Annotated in this window: 9 protein-coding genes and 1 pseudogene; 1 reads left to right on the forward strand and 9 read right to left on the reverse strand. The window is 60.2% G+C overall.

All coding sequences use genetic code 11. The annotated features are described in order from the left end of the window. Window positions 1-131: 131 nt before the first annotated feature. From GOB90_RS11735 to GOB90_RS11770, 8 genes and pseudogenes are all read right to left on the reverse strand, one after another. The gene (locus GOB90_RS11735) at window positions 132-2,189 is read right to left on the reverse strand and encodes a potassium transporter Kup (RefSeq protein ID WP_146892395.1); all 2,058 of its coding nucleotides are present in this window, start codon (window positions 2,187-2,189) and stop codon (window positions 132-134) included. A gap of 206 nt (window positions 2,190-2,395) precedes the next feature. Further along, a complete protein-coding gene (locus GOB90_RS11740) occupies window positions 2,396-3,094 on the reverse strand; it encodes a YggS family pyridoxal phosphate-dependent enzyme (protein ID WP_146892392.1) in 699 nt (232 codons plus the stop codon). Window positions 3,095-3,975: 881 nt separating this feature from the next. Next, a complete protein-coding gene (locus tag GOB90_RS11745; protein WP_173572068.1) occupies window positions 3,976-4,500 on the reverse strand; it encodes an RcnB family protein in 525 nt (174 codons plus the stop codon). 143 nt (window positions 4,501-4,643) lie between these two features. Continuing rightward, a pseudogene (locus GOB90_RS19805) lies at window positions 4,644-5,988 on the reverse strand (MFS transporter). Window positions 5,989-6,263: 275 nt separating this feature from the next. After that, window positions 6,264-7,556 (reverse strand): NAD(P)/FAD-dependent oxidoreductase, encoded by a 1,293-nt coding sequence (locus tag GOB90_RS11755; protein ID WP_146889125.1) that lies wholly within the window; start codon window positions 7,554-7,556, stop codon window positions 6,264-6,266. 248 nt (window positions 7,557-7,804) lie between these two features. Beyond that, window positions 7,805-9,196, reverse strand: coding sequence for an NAD-dependent succinate-semialdehyde dehydrogenase (locus tag GOB90_RS11760; protein ID WP_146889122.1), 1,392 nt, complete (start codon window positions 9,194-9,196; stop codon window positions 7,805-7,807). A 239-nt stretch (window positions 9,197-9,435) separates the two neighbouring features. Next, window positions 9,436-10,032 (reverse strand): TetR/AcrR family transcriptional regulator, encoded by a 597-nt coding sequence (locus GOB90_RS11765; protein WP_146889119.1) that lies wholly within the window; start codon window positions 10,030-10,032, stop codon window positions 9,436-9,438. A gap of 369 nt (window positions 10,033-10,401) precedes the next feature. Beyond that, window positions 10,402-12,024 carry an ABC-F family ATP-binding cassette domain-containing protein gene (locus GOB90_RS11770; RefSeq protein ID WP_146889115.1) on the reverse strand — a complete coding sequence of 541 codons (1,623 nt, stop codon included), beginning with the start codon at window positions 12,022-12,024 and terminating at the stop codon, window positions 10,402-10,404. Window positions 12,025-12,467: 443 nt separating this feature from the next. On the opposite strand from GOB90_RS11770, the gene GOB90_RS11780 reads away from it, so the two are divergent. After that, the gene (locus GOB90_RS11780; protein ID WP_146889111.1) at window positions 12,468-13,397 is read left to right on the forward strand and encodes an alpha/beta hydrolase; all 930 of its coding nucleotides are present in this window, start codon (window positions 12,468-12,470) and stop codon (window positions 13,395-13,397) included. A 138-nt stretch (window positions 13,398-13,535) separates the two neighbouring features. On the opposite strand, the gene GOB90_RS11785 is transcribed toward GOB90_RS11780, so the two are convergent. Further along, a complete protein-coding gene (locus GOB90_RS11785) occupies window positions 13,536-14,546 on the reverse strand; it encodes an AraC family transcriptional regulator (protein WP_146889108.1) in 1,011 nt (336 codons plus the stop codon). Window positions 14,547-14,905 lie beyond the last annotated feature (359 nt).

Below are 14,905 nucleotides of genomic sequence, written 5' to 3' on the forward strand. Positions count from 1 at the left end.
ATTACAGAGCGTTGCCCGCATCAGGTGAAGTTCTTCGCAGGCGCCCGAAACTCGGGACGCAAACAAAAATGGTTTGCGAAGCCCGTGATATTTAGCGGATTTCAGAGCGGGCTCCTGAGCCTTGTCGTCTCTCAGATTGCCACCTTAACACCAAGCTCTACCACACGGTCCATTGGAATCCGGAAGAATTCCGTCGCTGGTGTCGCGTTTCGCGCCATGAACAGAAACAGTGATAGTCTCCATCGCGCCATCTTTGGAATGGAAGAACGTGTCACCAGTTCACGTGAGATGAAGTAGGAGGCCTGCAACGGGTCGAAGTCGACGCCATTGGCCTTAAGTTCCACCAGCGCGCGCGGAATATTTGGCGTCTCCATGAAGCCGTAACGCAGAATAACCCGATACATATCGTGCGCCAGTTCTTCTACGGCCACACGATGTCCGCGATCGGCTTCCGGCTGATCCAGGTTCTCGATTGTTACGAACAGAACGTGATCGTGCAGAACCTTATTGTGTTTCAGGTTATGAAGAAGACATGGCGGTACAAACTCTGGCGTGGCTGTCAGGAAAACGGCCATACCGGGGACGCGAATGGTGCGGGACTGGGGCAGGCGGGCGATGAAGGAGCCCATGGGCAGGCTGTCCTGTCCCTGGCGGGCGATGATGAGGCTGCGGCCGCGTTTCCACGTTGTCATCATGAGGGTGAGGACGCAGCCGAGCATCAGGGGCACCCATCCGCCGTCGGGAATTTTCAGGGCGTTGGCTGAGAAGAACGTTGCGTCGATGAGGAGGAGAGGGGTGAAGGTGGCGAGAGTGGCCTGTTTTGACCAGCCGAAATGGCGGCGGAACACGATGAAGCAGAGGAAGGTTGTGCAGATGAAAGTTCCGGTGACGGCGATTCCGTAGGCGGCGGCGAGGGCATCGGAACTGCGGAAGGCGATGACCAGAAGGATGGCGCCGACGGCGAGGAAGCGGTTGAAGTCGGGCAGGTAGATCTGGCCTTCTTCGTCTGCGTTGGTGTGGACGATGCGCATACGGGGCAGGTAACCGAGCTGGATGAGCTGGCGGCAGACCTGGAAGCCGCCGGAGATTCCGGCCTGGCTGGCGATGACGGTTGCGAAGGTGGCGAGGATGACGAGCGGCACCTGCATGCTGTGTGGTGCGAGCATGAAGAATGGGTTTGCCAGCGCGCCGGGTTCGGAGATGATGAGGGCGCCCTGGCCGAAATAGTTCAGCACCAGCATGGGCAGAACGAAGAAGTTCCAGGCGTAGCGGATGGGTTTGGCGCCGAAATGGCCCATATCGGCGTAGAGGGCTTCCGCGCCGGTGACGCACAGCACGACGGAGCCGAGCGCCATGAAGGACAGCACACCGTGGTGGATGATGAACATCAGCGCGTAGGTTGGCAGCAGCGCGAAGAGGATTCCGGGGTGGTGCAGGATCTGGAAGCCGCCCATCAGGCCCAGTGATCCGAACCAGAGCAGCATGACCGGTCCGAAGATGGCGCCGACTTTGCCGGTGCCCATCCATTGGACGCTGAACAGCCCGATAATGACGGCGATGGCCATGGGGATCACGAAGTCTCTGGCGCCGGGGAGGCTGACTTCGACGCCCTCGATTGCGGAGAGGACGGAGATGGCGGGTGTGATGACGCCGTCGCCGAAGAACAGGCAGGCTCCGGCGATGCCGGTGAGGCCGAGTGCCAGGCGTCCTTTCGGGTTGGAGACGACGCGCTGGGCCAGTGACGCCAGCGCCAGAATGCCGCCTTCGCCGTTATGGTCGGCCCGCATCACCAGCATGACGTATTTGACGGTCACCACGATAATCAGGGTCCAGAAGATCAGGCTGCAAATGCCCATCACTTCTGAATCCTGAATCGGGTGATGGCCGGTTACTACTTCAATGGTGGATCGCAGCGCGTAGAGCGGACTTGTGCCGATATCGCCGTAAACAACACCGAGGACACCCAGGAGGGCTGCAAATCCGACCGGGGCGGCCGCGTGTTGCGGTGCGTCGGCATCGAATTCGGTGATGTGCGGGATGCGCTTTGCCGGCGCGCCCGTGTGCGCGGCATCCGGGTGTTCGGGACCGTGCGCGCCGGCAGTTTTGTCAGCAGCGCCCTTGTCACCTGCGGCGACGCCCGAAATGGACGAAGCCCCGGGATCTCCAGGGGGTGTCGCGGTTTCCGTCATAGTTCAGTCAGACTCCCTCGCGCGGCCATGCAGCGCCCCGGTCCACGCTCGCGGTAAATTGCGCCACGATCGACTTACGGCCAACGGTCCTCTGACGGCAACCCCGGCGTTTCCGTCCGGGCCGTTCCGGTGTGCTACTGCCTGCATTCTCAAAACACGTTCTTCAGTCCTGCCGGGGCACGGCGGACGGGCAACGACTGCGTGCCTTATCCCGGTGGACGGGTTCCGAAAATTGCTGTCCCCACGCGCACCAGGGTTGCGCCTTCCGCAATGGCGAGCGGAAAATCAGCTGACATCCCCATGGAGCGTACCGGCAGACTGTGTTCATCCGCCAGAGAGTGGAGGAATCGGAAATGCGGTGCCGGGTCTTCGCCCGCCGGCGGAATGCACATCAGCCCGCGCAGTCGCGCGCCGAACCGTGTCTGGCAGTCTCGTATGAAGGCGTCGGCTTTTTCGCGCGGGATGCCGAATTTCTGTGGCTCGTCCCCGGTGTTCACTTCGATCAGCAGGTCCGGCAGGTGTCCTTCCTGGTCCGCGGCCCGGGCCAGCGCGTCTGACAGGGCGGGGCGGTCCAGACTTTCGATCACGTCTGCCAGGCGGACTGCTTCCCGCGCCTTGTTGGTTTGCAGGCCGCCGATCAGGTGCAGTTTCAGATCGGGATAGCGCTGGCGGAGCGCCGGAAATTTGGCAGCGGCTTCCTGGACCCGGTTTTCACCGAACACGCGCTGTCCGGCGGCGAGGGCGGTTTCGACGGCTTCCCGCGGGTGGAATTTGGAGACCGCGACGAGGGTAACGGAGGCGGGATCGCGTCCGGCATTCGTGGCGGCTGCGGCGATCTGTGCCCGGACATGTGTAAGCGCGCTGCCGATGGTCGTGTCTGTCGCTGGTGTGGTCTGTTCGTTCATGCCTGGGAGGATGCCTCAGCGGAACGATCGGTCAAGGGATGGTTTTGCAGACGGGGCGGGCGGGTGGGGCAATCCTTTGGGTGGTGGGTCTGGTTTGTCCCGGGACTGGCGGGTTTTTGACCGGAACGGGCGCGGGAGGCTTTCTGGCGGGGGAAGTTTTCCGGAAGGCCGGGGGGTGGTTTCTTTTCGGGTCACGGATTGTTTCGGGCCTGTGTTCCAGGACGGAATCGGTGTGTGCGGGTGGTGGGGCGGCTGAGTTGGGGTGAGGCTGGCGGTGGAATGGCGGCGGAAGAGATTGGGCCGAGACGATCCGCGACTGAGCCTGTCTCTGTGCGGAAAGAAGAAAATTTATTTTGTTCCGGGCGTATTGAGCGGGTGTGGGGACGGACGGGATTCCAGAAAGTTCCGGACAGATATGGTTTGGTTCCGGAATGTTTTCAGGCTGATATCCGGGGCTGGTTTTCAGGCTGTGGGTTTAGGGAGGCTACATTAATGGCCGGGGGCGTGAAGGCTTAAGCGCCGGCACGATGGAATCTCGCGTAATGGTGCCGGGGAGCCGTTCGTCTGCTTCCATGTGTGGGCGTGTCAGGTGATGAACGCGTTGTGGCCGTTTTCTGCGGTCTGTGGTGTGGTGTGGATGTCGGTGGGTTCGTGCGCGGTGCGCGGGCGATCATTGCGAGGCTGAGGGGGCGTTTTCGGTTACAGGCGTGGGAGCCGGGAAGGATGCATGCGGACCGGGGCGGCATTATCTGACGCGGCGCAGCATGCTGTTCGCTTTTGGGGAGGATGTGGGGCAGGTCATCCCGACGGGGGTCGGCTCTGGCTGTGGGGGCGCCTTTTCACGGCGCCCCGCTTTCGCTGTATTCCGTCTCTTTGAAAAATCAGTAGCCGGGAGCGGCCGGATAAGGTGTTGGCGCGACAGGGTACTGGGCTGGTGCGGCAGGGTATGCGCCATAGGGCGTGGCCGCCGGGTAACCGGTTGTGGCCGGGTAGGCGGTGCTGGCTATGACGCTGCTTATGATGCCGGAGGTAACGGCCGCGAGGAGAAAGCTGCCGCCGTAATCTATCCAGCGGTATCCCGGAGGTGGTGCGTACAGGCCACGGTAGCCGCGCCAGTTATCAACGAACACGCCGCCGCCGTTATAGTGGTCTCCGGCACGCCACATGCCGCCGTGCGGGCCGCCGCCGCCGCGAAAGTTGCCACCACCACCGCGCTGACCGCCGCGCCCGCCGCCGCCGCCGCCGCCGTCCCGTCTGCCATCGCCATGGCCACCGTTTTGATGTCCGCTTTGATGTCCGCCGCCGCCGCCACCGCCGGGGCCGCCCTGAGCATTCGCGGCGACGGGAGCTGCGACCATGGTCAGCCCCAGAAGAAGCGCCATGGAGCGTTTCATTTTTATGGACATTAAAATCTCCTTTTCTGCGGAGTCATCAGGCTCTCCTGATGTGGCAAAAATTTGCCTGTCTCGTAACAGATGGCGGAGCTTGTAAGCGCCTCTGCGGAAGGAAGCTATATTTCTGTTTATGTCCGCGTTTCGGGGGCGTTTTTTCAGGCTGTTATCCGGGGTTCCGGCTGGGAATCCGGGCTGTCCGGTTTCCCCGTGTGCCAGGCCAGAAGGCAGAGGCCCTGCATGAACACGGCCCCGGCGGCTGCCAGATGAAGCCGGCGGCGATCCAGAAGGTCAGTTCCGGCGGTTCCGCGATATTGCCGGCGATGTAGTGCCCGCAGGCCAGGAACTGAGCGAGGACAAAGCCGGTCAGGCCCATGGCCAGCTTTGTGACCTATGTGCTGACTGAATACGCCAGCCCCGCGGTGCCTGTCGATGCGCGTGCGTTGCCGGCATCCACGGCTTCGGCCAGCAGCGTGTAATAGAGGGGTGACATCGTGCCCTGTGCCAGGGCCAGAAGTGTGATCGACAGGAAGAAGCCGGCATGGAGGCGCCCGCCGCTGCCATCAGGATAGAGGCGAGGGCCTGCGCGAGCAGGCAGGCGATCCCGGTGCGGACGGCGCCCGGTCGTTCGGTCAGGGGGAGGCAGGCCGGCACGCCGGCGAACAGCAGGATGGTGACAAAGGTAATGATATTGGCGCCCGACTGCTCCGTGCCGACGGGCACGATGCGTGCATAATACAGCGCGAAGCCGAACAGCGCGGCCTGGCCCACGAAATAGAAGAAGGCGAGAAGGTTGCTCAGGACCCAGGGGTGGTTGGCGAGCAGGTTACGCAGCGTGACCAGCAGGTTCTGCCGGACGGGGGGCGGGCGGATATCGCACGACGCATCCGCGCGCCACGCAGAGCCACAGGATGCTGCCGATCACCGGGAGCGCCAGAACGTAGAGCGCCATGCCGTACTGATGCTGCGTCATGCTTTCTGCCGCCGCCGAGCCAGGTGATGGCGGGGGAGGGCCACGAGGAGCGATCCGGCCGGCCTGGCAGCCCGTCATGCGAAAGGCGTTGAGTTCGACGCGATCGGCGGGGGAATGGCTGATCATGACGGCCAGGGCGCCGCAGGGTGTGTTGACGAAGGAATAGATGGCGCCGAACACGATATAGGTCAGTCCGGCCCGGAGGATTTTACCTGTCGGAGACAGAGGCAGGGCGAGAAAGCAGAAGAAGCCGGTTACACCGAACGGGATGGCGAGGGTTCGGATCAGGCGCGGGGGATGAACAGGCCGCCCATACGATCGACGACGTAGCCGGTGGCCGGGTCACAGAAGGCATCGACGACACGGGCGATCAGGAGAATCCAGGACACGGCGACCAGGGGCAGGCCATAGATGTCGGTGTAATAATACATCAGGCAGGACGAGGTCATGCCCTGCATCATATTGGATGAGACGTCTCCGCAGCCCTAGGCCATTTTTTCTTTCAGGGAGAGCTGTCGTCTTTCATCCATGACGTGTGTTGTCCTGAACATTCCGGGGTGTTCTGCTGGTATCACGTGTTGTCGGAATGGAAAACGTGTCGGGGTATTGGAGAGTCTGGTTCTGGTTTGGGGGGCGGAGGTCCCGTCATTACGATAAACTAACAGGTTTTGAGTCTGAGGCTGTTCGGGGGCTGTCTGTCAGAGAACTGAAGTATTCGTCGAAAAGGATGGCAGGCCGTGTCTTAGCTCCGGTCCGCATGCGGGGAGGGGTTTTCCGGTCCACGCCCCTCCGGCCCATGCTGATTTCAGTCCAGTCGGACAGAGGGGCGTACGAATGTTTCCATCCAGTCCGAAAGACATGAGATCAGGCCACGAAAAAGACCAAAAAGGGCGATCTGGTGCTGGCGGTAGAGCATAATATGGGCGAGACGGGCTGACAGGCCGTGTGTAAAGCCTCCGCCCCAGACGGAGCCTCCGGGAAGGGCTGCCCATCCATTATATGTTCCCAGGGCGACGATGGCACCTTTATTCTGAAATACGCAGGAAGAAACAGGCTGTTTCCGTTCTATCCATGCCGGCAGGTGGTGGCCCAGGTGATTTGCCTGTTGCCGGGCGACCTGCGCTGTTGCCGGCAGGGGATCATCTGCGACAAAAGAGCAGTCACCCATGGCAAAGATGTTCTCGTCATCAATGGAACAGAGATTGGGTTTTACGAGTATCTGTCCTGATTTACTAAGGGAAAGGCCGCCATAGGTTTTTGTGACTTCCGGCGCCCTGACACCGGCGGCCCAGACACGCAGCTTGGCGGGAATATGCGTACCGTCTTTGAGGATAAATCCGGTTGCGTCCGCTGCGGCGACCCGGGCGGAAGTTCTGACGGTGACACCAATACGTTCGAGCTGTTCTTTGGCGGCTATGGAGACGGATTCCGGAAAAGCAGGAAGAATACGGGCGCCGGACTGAAGCAGGGTTACCCGGAGCGCGGGAGGTGTTTTTCCAAAGGCATGCAGGCTGAATGAATCGACGATATCAAGAGCTTTGTGAAGTTCGGCGGCGAGCTGCGTGCCGGTTGCGCCTCCGCCGACGATGGCGATATCCAGTTCGGAGCTGTCCGCGAAAGCGCGTAGCAGTTCCATTCTGAATTTCTCGTTGAATGCATTTGCCTCGACCAGATTATCGATGGAGAGGCAGTGTTCGGCGACGCCGGGTGTACCGAAATCATTCGCGCAGCTGCCGATAGCCAGAACAATGGCATCGTAATTCATTGTTCTGCTTTCGAGCACCTGCGTTCCGTCCGAAGCATGGAACGGACTCAGGGTGACTTCTCGTTTCGCGCGGTCGATCGACACGACCTCGCCGGGCCAGAATTCAAAATGATGGCCGCTGGCCTGATTGATGAAGCTGATGCGGTCATTTTCGTTCACAACCGTTCCTGCGGCGAAGCAGTGCAGCATGGGTTTCCAGACATGTGCGAACCCGCGGTCGATCAGGGTTATGCGGGCTTTGCCGGTTTTTCCTAATGACCTGCCAAGCTGGGTGGCAAGCGAAAGCCCGGCTACACCACCGCCGACAATGAGGATTTCGGATTTGGGAGTCATTGTATGCCTCAGGCCTCGTGTAAGTAAGCTCCGGAATAAATATAAATGTATTTATTACATATACTGTATTATATATTTGTTTTTCTGTTCTGATTTATTTCAGTGAAAGTTTATCTGGTGGATTTCATATGATATTTATTACGGAGAGATGGGGGTCAGCGGACCTGTTTAATGAGAAATCCGCTGACAGAATACTGGGTTTTATCGGGGAGCGTGACAGCCCCCCTGTTTTGTCGTGACGCGGTCAGTCAGGCCGGGGCATCGATGTCGACGACGTTAATCAGCTTGTGGTTGACAAACTCCTTAATGCCAAGACCAACAAGCTCGCGGCCGTAACCGGAGCGGGCGATACCTCCAAAGGGAAGATCGGCTTTCGGGATAAGCGGGTGATTGATAAACACCATGCCGGTCCGGATTTTAGCCGCCACGCGGGCGCCTCGCGCCTCGTCGGCGGTAAAGATGGCGCCGCCGAGCCCGTAAGGGGAATCATTGGCGATCTTCACCGCGTGCGCTTCGTCTTTCGCACGATAGAGCTGTGTAACAGGGCCGAAAAATTCCCAGTGCCGGGCTTCGTTGTTTTCGTGCAGGTTGGTCATGAGAAGCGGGCGGAAAAACGCGCCTTTTTCCGGCACCGGGGCACCGATCGGCTCGACTTTAGCGCCGTGTTTTATGGCTTCCGCTACCTGACGTTCGAGATCGTCCTTCGCGCCCTGTGACGACAGCGGTGCAAGTGTGGTTGACGGATCCATAGGATCACCGGCTTTCAGTCCGGCGACGCCTTTTTTATAGAGATCAAGGAAGCGGTCGTAGACTGCGTCATGCACGATGATGCGTTTTGCGGAAACGCAGACCTGGCCGGCATTCCAGTGGCGTCCCGTTACGGCCCATTTCACGGTTTTTTCGAGGTCCGCGTCGTCCAGCACGATGAAGGCGTCCGCGCCGCCGAGTTCCATCGTGGCCTTTTTGAGCGCCTTACCGGCCGTGCCGGCAATGATGACGCCCGCGCCTTCCGACCCTGTCAGCGCGACACCGCAGACGCGGTGATCGTTCAGGATCATTTCCGTATGCGGCCTTGCGGCATAGATGTTGCGGAACAGACCATGCGGCAGGCCGGCTTCCTTCATCAGTTCTTCGCAGATCGCGGCGCATTGTGGCAGGTTAGACGCGTGTTTCAGCAGGACGGCGTTACCGGCCGAAAGCTGCGGCGCGATAATGCGAACGACCTGATAGAAAGGGAAATTCCAGGGTTCAATGGCAAACACGATGCCCAGTGGCTCGTGAACCAGCGTTGCCCTGCCTTCCGCCGGGCTGGCTACGGGCAGGGATTCCGGTTTCAGGAGTTCTTCCGCATATTTCGCGTAGTATTCGAAAATTTCAGCTGAAAGAATAACTTCGCTTTTTGATTCGACGAATGTCTTGCCCATTTCCAGCGTGGCCAGGCGAGCATATTTGTCGATGTCGCGACGCAGGATCGCGGCGGCGGCGTTCATAATCCGGGCGCGTTCAGAGAAAGGCGTGTCACGCCATTTTTCAAAGGCTTCATGGGCTTTGGAAAGAGCGCCTTTGACTTCATCATCGGTTGCGTTCGGGAACGTCTTGACGACTTCGCCCGTGTAGGGATTTGTAGTCGCGTAGGCCATATCTACCTCGTCTGTCTCTTGAATAAAAACGGCGGTATCAGTCGCAGGGGATGTTTACGTCGGGTCGGTATCCGGAAGGGCCGTGACGACGAATGGATCCACCATTTCCGGGTGCCGGGATCGTTACGTATGGTATTTTCATCGTCTTTTTTCCGTACTTATAAACCGACCGGTCGACTATTATTAGACCGGTCGTCTCTGGATTCGGGCCCGCAAAACACCGCGTCCTGCTGACGGTGTCAGGTATGGTCCAGAAATCTGACTGTATCCACCCGAGCATAATCAAATGATCGTGAGCTGTGGGTGATCATCGCCATGAGGGTTGCTCCCAGCCAGAGCTGATAGACCGCGGTTGCCAGGTCATGGGGTTCCATTGAGGAGGCCACGGAGCCGTCGTTCTGACCGGCTTCAACGACCTGTGTGAGACGGTTGACGGCCAGTGTCGTTCCGGTTTTCAGGATGACGCGCATCCGCTCGGACAGGTCCGAGACTTCGGCGCCAAGTTTGACGATCAGACATTTGTCGCCGACCTGACCGTCGGTGTGGGTATCGCGCCAGAACGTGCAGTAGGCGAGCACCTGTTCTCGCCCGGTGCGGCGCGGGACGGCGAACACATCGTCCATTTTATGCACGTAGTTCTCAATGTAGCAGCGGAGAAGTTCCTCGCCGAACGCTTCTTTCGATTCAAAATAATGATAGAAGGAACCTTTCGGAATTCCGGCAACTTCGAGGATCTGGGAAATGCCGACGGCGGAAAAACCGCGAACGGCGACAAGGGGACGTGCGGCTTCCACGATCTGTCTCCGGACGCTGTGCTGTTTTTCTGCGACGGTCATTGCTCCGTCATGGCACAGAGAATATTTCGGTCAAGACCGCTGCGTCCGATGTCACGATGTATCCCTGTTCCGGGCGGTGCGTGTTTTCTGCCAGGATAATTCCGGAAATAAGGTGCGTTGAGATGTTCAGCATCCATGACCGGGAGTCAGCATACCTTGCTTTCCGCCCGATCTGTATAAAATCCTCGTCCGACCGGACGTATATTGGCAAGGTCCGGAGAGTGAGTGTGGCTCTGCCGGACGACAGGCTCTGATAAATAAACAGGTTTCCAAAGGCCTCCGGCCCCTGGTGGGTTTCAGGGCAGAGCCCTGAGAAAGGTAGCCACACTTAGTGCGAACAGAGCCATTTATGTGGACATGGCTTCCGGTTCATTCATGCAGGCCGGGGGCTTCGCGGCCGGTGCGGGTGACGTATTCCGTGTAGCCGCCGTCGTAGCGGTGGAGGCCATCGGGGTTGAGTTCGAGGACACGGTTGGAGAGGGCGGCGAGGAAGTGGCGGTCGTGGGAGACGAAGAGCATGGTGCCTTCGTAATCCTTCAGGGCTGTTATGAGCATTTCTTTTGTGGCGATGTCGAGGTGGTTGGTTGGCTCATCGAGCACGAGGAAGTTCGGGGGATCGAAGAGCATCAGTGCCATGACGAGGCGGGCTTTTTCGCCGCCGGAGAGGACGCGGCAGGTTTTATCGACGTCGTCGCCCGAGAAGCCGAAGCCGCCGGCGAGGGAGCGGAGCGAGCCCTGGCTGGCGAGGGGGAAGGCGTCGTTCAGGGTTTCGAAGACGGTGCGGTCGCCGTCGAGGAGGTCCATGGCGTGCTGGGCGAAGTAGCCGGTTTTCACGCTGCCGCCGAGGGTGACGGTTCCGGCATCCGGCTCTGTTGTGCCGGTGACGAGTTTCAGCAGGGTTGATTTGCCGGCGCCGTTGACGCCGAGGACGCAGCAGCGCTCCTGGCGGCGGATGAGCAGGTCGAGATTTTTATAGATGGTTTTGCTGCCGTAGCTTTTATCGACGCCGCGCAGGCTGGCGACGGCGTCGCCCGAGCGGGGGGGCGGCGGGAAGGTGAAGGCGAGGGTCTGGCGGCGTTTTGGCGGTTCGACGCGGTCGATCTTGTCGAGTTTTTTCACGCGGCTCTGGACCTGGGCGGCGTGGGAGGCGCGGGCCTTGAATCTCTCGATGAATGCGACTTCTTTCGCGAGCATGGCCTGTTGCCGGTCGAACTGGGCCTGCTGCTGTTTTTCGTTCAGGGCCTGCTGCTGTTCGTAGAATTCGTAATCGCCGGAGAAGCTGGTGAGTGTGCCGCCGTCGATTTCGATGACTTTGTTGATGACGCGATTCATGAAGGCGCGGTCATGCGATGTCATGAGCAGGGCGCCGTCGTAACCGGCGAGGAACTGTTCCAGCCAGATCAGGCTTTCGAGATCGAGATGGTTGCTGGGCTCATCGAGCAGCATGACATCCGGTTTCATCAGCAGGATGCGTCCGAGGGCGACGCGCATTTTCCAGCCGCCGGAGAGCCGGTCCACATTGCCGTCCATCATTTCCTGGCTGAATCCGAGGCCGTACAGGACTTCCCGTGCGCGGCCTTCCAGGGCGTAGCCGCCGAGTTCCTCGAACCGGGCCTGGACTTCGCCGAAGCGTTCGAGGATGGCATCGAGTTCGTCGAAGCGGTCCGGGTCGGCCATGGCGGCTTCCAGTCCGGCCAGTTCGGTGCCGATCTGCGCGACGGGGCCGGCGCCGTCCATGACTTCGGCGACCGCGCTTCGTCCGGCCATTTCGCCGACGTCCTGGCTGAAGAAGCCGACTGTGATGCCGCGATCGGTGAGGACCTGTCCTTCATCGGGCTCTTCCTGGCCGGTGATGAGCCGGAAGAGGGTGGTTTTCCCCGCGCCGTTGGGTCCGACCAGCCCGATTTTCTCGCCTTTCTGAAGGGCCGCGGAGGCTTCGATGAAGATCACCCGATGGCCGTTGTGTTTGCTGATATTGTCGAGACGGATCATAGGTCCTCGGGGTGGAAAGGGGGGCGGGGAAGGCGGTTGCGGTCTTATTACGCAGGCTGTGGTCTGCCCGTAAACCGCAGGGGGTCTTGTCTGGCGGTTCATGCCGGGGGTGTCGGGAGAGCCGTTGCGGGCGATCGGGGGCGTGCAGGGAGGTTATGCGGCTCGGGCGGAACTGATCGACTGGTTGAAAAGGTTTTTGATCATGAAAGGGGTTTTTCTGTCCGGTCTGTTCTGGTTTCGCGCTGTGACCTGGCTGTCCGGTGCGGATGTCGGCTGCGGGATGCCGGGACAGTTGCGGCGCTCCGGCGGGGGCTGATAAAGGGCGGAAAGGCGGGTTGAATGAGGGAGCGGAATTCTTCAGACTTCTTTCCGGGGCAGGGCGCGGGTTGTGGGCTGAAAGCTGTCTCTGCGGGCACTGGCGGATGGGGAGACAGGAGCGGGTGATGCGGAAGCCTGGTCGTCGCATCGTTCTGACAGGTTCGCTCGCGGCGCTGGTGGCTGCGCGGGTGGCCCGGGGGGATGCTGTGGATGAGGTGGCTTTATGGCCGGGGGAGCCGCCGGGGGGCGGGGGGCCATCGGGGGCGCCGCGTGTGTCCCGCAACGGGGCGATGAGCGGGATTTCCCGGCCGGGTCTGACGGTCTTTCGGCCGGGCAGGCCCAATGGCGCTGCGGTGCTGATTGCGGCGGGGGGTGGCTACCGGCGGATCGAGATGGGGAGTGAGGCTGTGCCTGCGGCCCGGTGGCTTAACACGCTGGGGATTACGGCTTTTGTGCTGAGCTATCGTCTTCCTGGTGAAGGCTGGGGGGCCGGGCGGCTGGCGCCGTTTCAGGACGCGCGGCGGGCATTGCGGCTTGTTCGTTACCGGGCGGGGGAGTTTCGGGTCGACCCGCAGCGGATCGGGGTTCTGGGGTTTTCGTCCGGGGGGCATCTGATGGGGATGACTGGCACGCGCCCGGAGTGGGATCTTTATGCGCCTGTGGATGCGATCGACACGGTTTCGGATCGGGTGGCGCTCAGTCTGCTGATTTATCCGGTGATTACGCTTGAGCCGCCTTTTGCCGGCACGCGGACGCGGCGCGTGCTTGTCGGGGATGATCCGTCGGTGGCGGAAAGCGCGGCCTGGTCGGTTCAGACTTATGTGCGTCGTGGGGATGCGCCGTTTTTTCTGGTGCAGGCGGCGGATGATCCGGTTGCGGCTCCGGATAATACGAAAATTATGCAAAATGTCTGTCAGGAGCGTGGTGTTTCCGTTGTGCGTCATCTGTTTCCGGCCGGGGGGCATGGGTTCGGGGTCGGGCGTGCCGGGACGCTGACGACGGAATGGCCGGGGATGGCAAACTTATGGATGCGGGGCCATCATTTCATGGAATGATGGTCTGTGCCGGAGCTGTTTTTGCCGGGTGTTATCTGGTTTTTCAGGGCTTTGCTCCGGAGCCGCCAGAGGCCGGTTTTCTGATCGGCGGATCGGGCGCGGGGGCTGTGTTCTTCCGGTGTGAAAGCGGAGAGCCGGTCAGGTTCTGATATTCTCCGGGGCTGGCGCGGGGCGTCGCTTTGAGAGCCGGGTTGGTGAGACGCCATAGGCTTCCCGGAAATAGCGGCTGAACCGGCTGGCGTTTGTGAATCCCCAGCGCATAGCGATGTCCTGCACGGACAGGTGTGAATCATGCAGGAGGTCGGCATGGGCGCGTTCGAGCCGGACCTGTCTCTGATAACCTGTGATTGACGATCCGATAAACCGGCGAAAGCCGTCCTGGAGGGAGCGGAGGCTGACGCCTGTCAGGGCGGCGAGTTCGGTGCCGCTTGAGACGAGTTGCGGGTGATCGCGGATGAAGTCGACGGCCAGTTTGACGTGTCTTGGCGTGATGACCGGAGGCGGCTGGCTGAGGGCGGTGGAGTAAGTATTCGGCCATCTTTCCAGAATGAAATCGACGAGCATTTCATGCACGCGGGTTGCGGTCAGCATGGCTCTGTTCAGTTCGGAAGAAAATCTTTGCGCCGTTATGAAAAACAGCAGGGATCGCAGGGCGGCGACGGGTTCGTTTCGGGTTGGCATCCGGGGGTCGAAGGTCAGTTCGCTGATGGCGGCGCGACCGAGCAGCAGGGAGATTCTGGCGATCAGGAGGGGGCGGTTGATGACGAGGGCGCAATGGGCGTGGTTTCTGGAAACGTCTATTGAACTGGCGGCCATGAAGCTGGCGGCCAGTGCTGTGTCAGGGGTTGCCTGAAGGGACTTTTTTTTGTCGTGAAAGGTCAGGTGTCCCTTTGTGGGGAGGCAGAACAGGATGGCGTCATGCGGCAGTTCGGGGATCAGTGTGAAGCCGCCCTGAAACTGTGTCCGGCTGAATGCGACGCCTGTCACCGCTCCGAAAACGCCGCGTGCTCCGGGGGGAGCATCGGGGGAGGTGGCGTTGATTTTTACGGGGAGGAGGCGCCGGCTGAAGGCGTCTTCCAGTTCCTGTTCGCCCTGAAGCCTGAAGTTGAAAACAGTCTGGCCGGCCTGCGGGCGCCGTCTTTTGGGCATGGGTACCTTTTCCAGGACTTCAGAGGAGTAAGTGGTCAGGCGTGTGATTTTTGCGGGCGGGTTTTCGGGGGGTGCTGCCTGGATGAGGGCTGTTTCATATTCCGGTGCTGAAATTTCCGTAAATCAGTATCAGGAGTTTTTATAATATCGCGGGCGGTTTAGTATTGCCGGAATGGCTTCCTGCAACAGAACGGTACTTATATATGATAACCATTAAGGCCGTTATGCTTAAAACACAGTTCAGTTCGCCCATAGGACGTTTTGCGCAGAAACAGTACATAACGCGCAGTAATCTTTTCCTGCTCCAACGCAATCAGCGGCTTCATTAAGTAAGCGATAACGCTTCTCGCCAAGACTGA

Origin of the sequence: Acetobacter oeni (genome assembly GCF_011516825.1) — a bacterium.
In the GTDB taxonomy this organism is placed as follows: domain Bacteria; phylum Pseudomonadota; class Alphaproteobacteria; order Acetobacterales; family Acetobacteraceae; genus Acetobacter; species Acetobacter oeni.

Bases quoted from the DNA above. Each gene is read 5' to 3' on its own strand.
- GOB90_RS11780 (WP_146889111.1), top strand. From the start codon at position 12,468: ATGCGGAAGCCTGGTCGTCGCATCGTTCTGACAGGTTCGCTCGCGGCG.
- GOB90_RS11740 (WP_146892392.1), bottom strand. From the start codon at position 3,094: ATGAACGAACAGACCACACCAGCGACAGACACGACCATCGGCAGCGCG.
- GOB90_RS11785 (WP_146889108.1), bottom strand. From the start codon at position 14,546: ATGCCCAAAAGACGGCGCCCGCAGGCCGGCCAGACTGTTTTCAACTTC.
- GOB90_RS11755 (WP_146889125.1), bottom strand. From the start codon at position 7,556: ATGACTCCCAAATCCGAAATCCTCATTGTCGGCGGTGGTGTAGCCGGG.
- GOB90_RS11760 (WP_146889122.1), bottom strand. From the start codon at position 9,196: ATGGCCTACGCGACTACAAATCCCTACACGGGCGAAGTCGTCAAGACG.
- GOB90_RS11745 (WP_173572068.1), bottom strand. From the start codon at position 4,500: ATGTCCATAAAAATGAAACGCTCCATGGCGCTTCTTCTGGGGCTGACC.
- GOB90_RS11770 (WP_146889115.1), bottom strand. From the start codon at position 12,024: ATGATCCGTCTCGACAATATCAGCAAACACAACGGCCATCGGGTGATC.
- GOB90_RS11765 (WP_146889119.1), bottom strand. From the start codon at position 10,032: ATGACCGTCGCAGAAAAACAGCACAGCGTCCGGAGACAGATCGTGGAA.
- GOB90_RS11735 (WP_146892395.1), bottom strand. From the start codon at position 2,189: ATGACGGAAACCGCGACACCCCCTGGAGATCCCGGGGCTTCGTCCATT.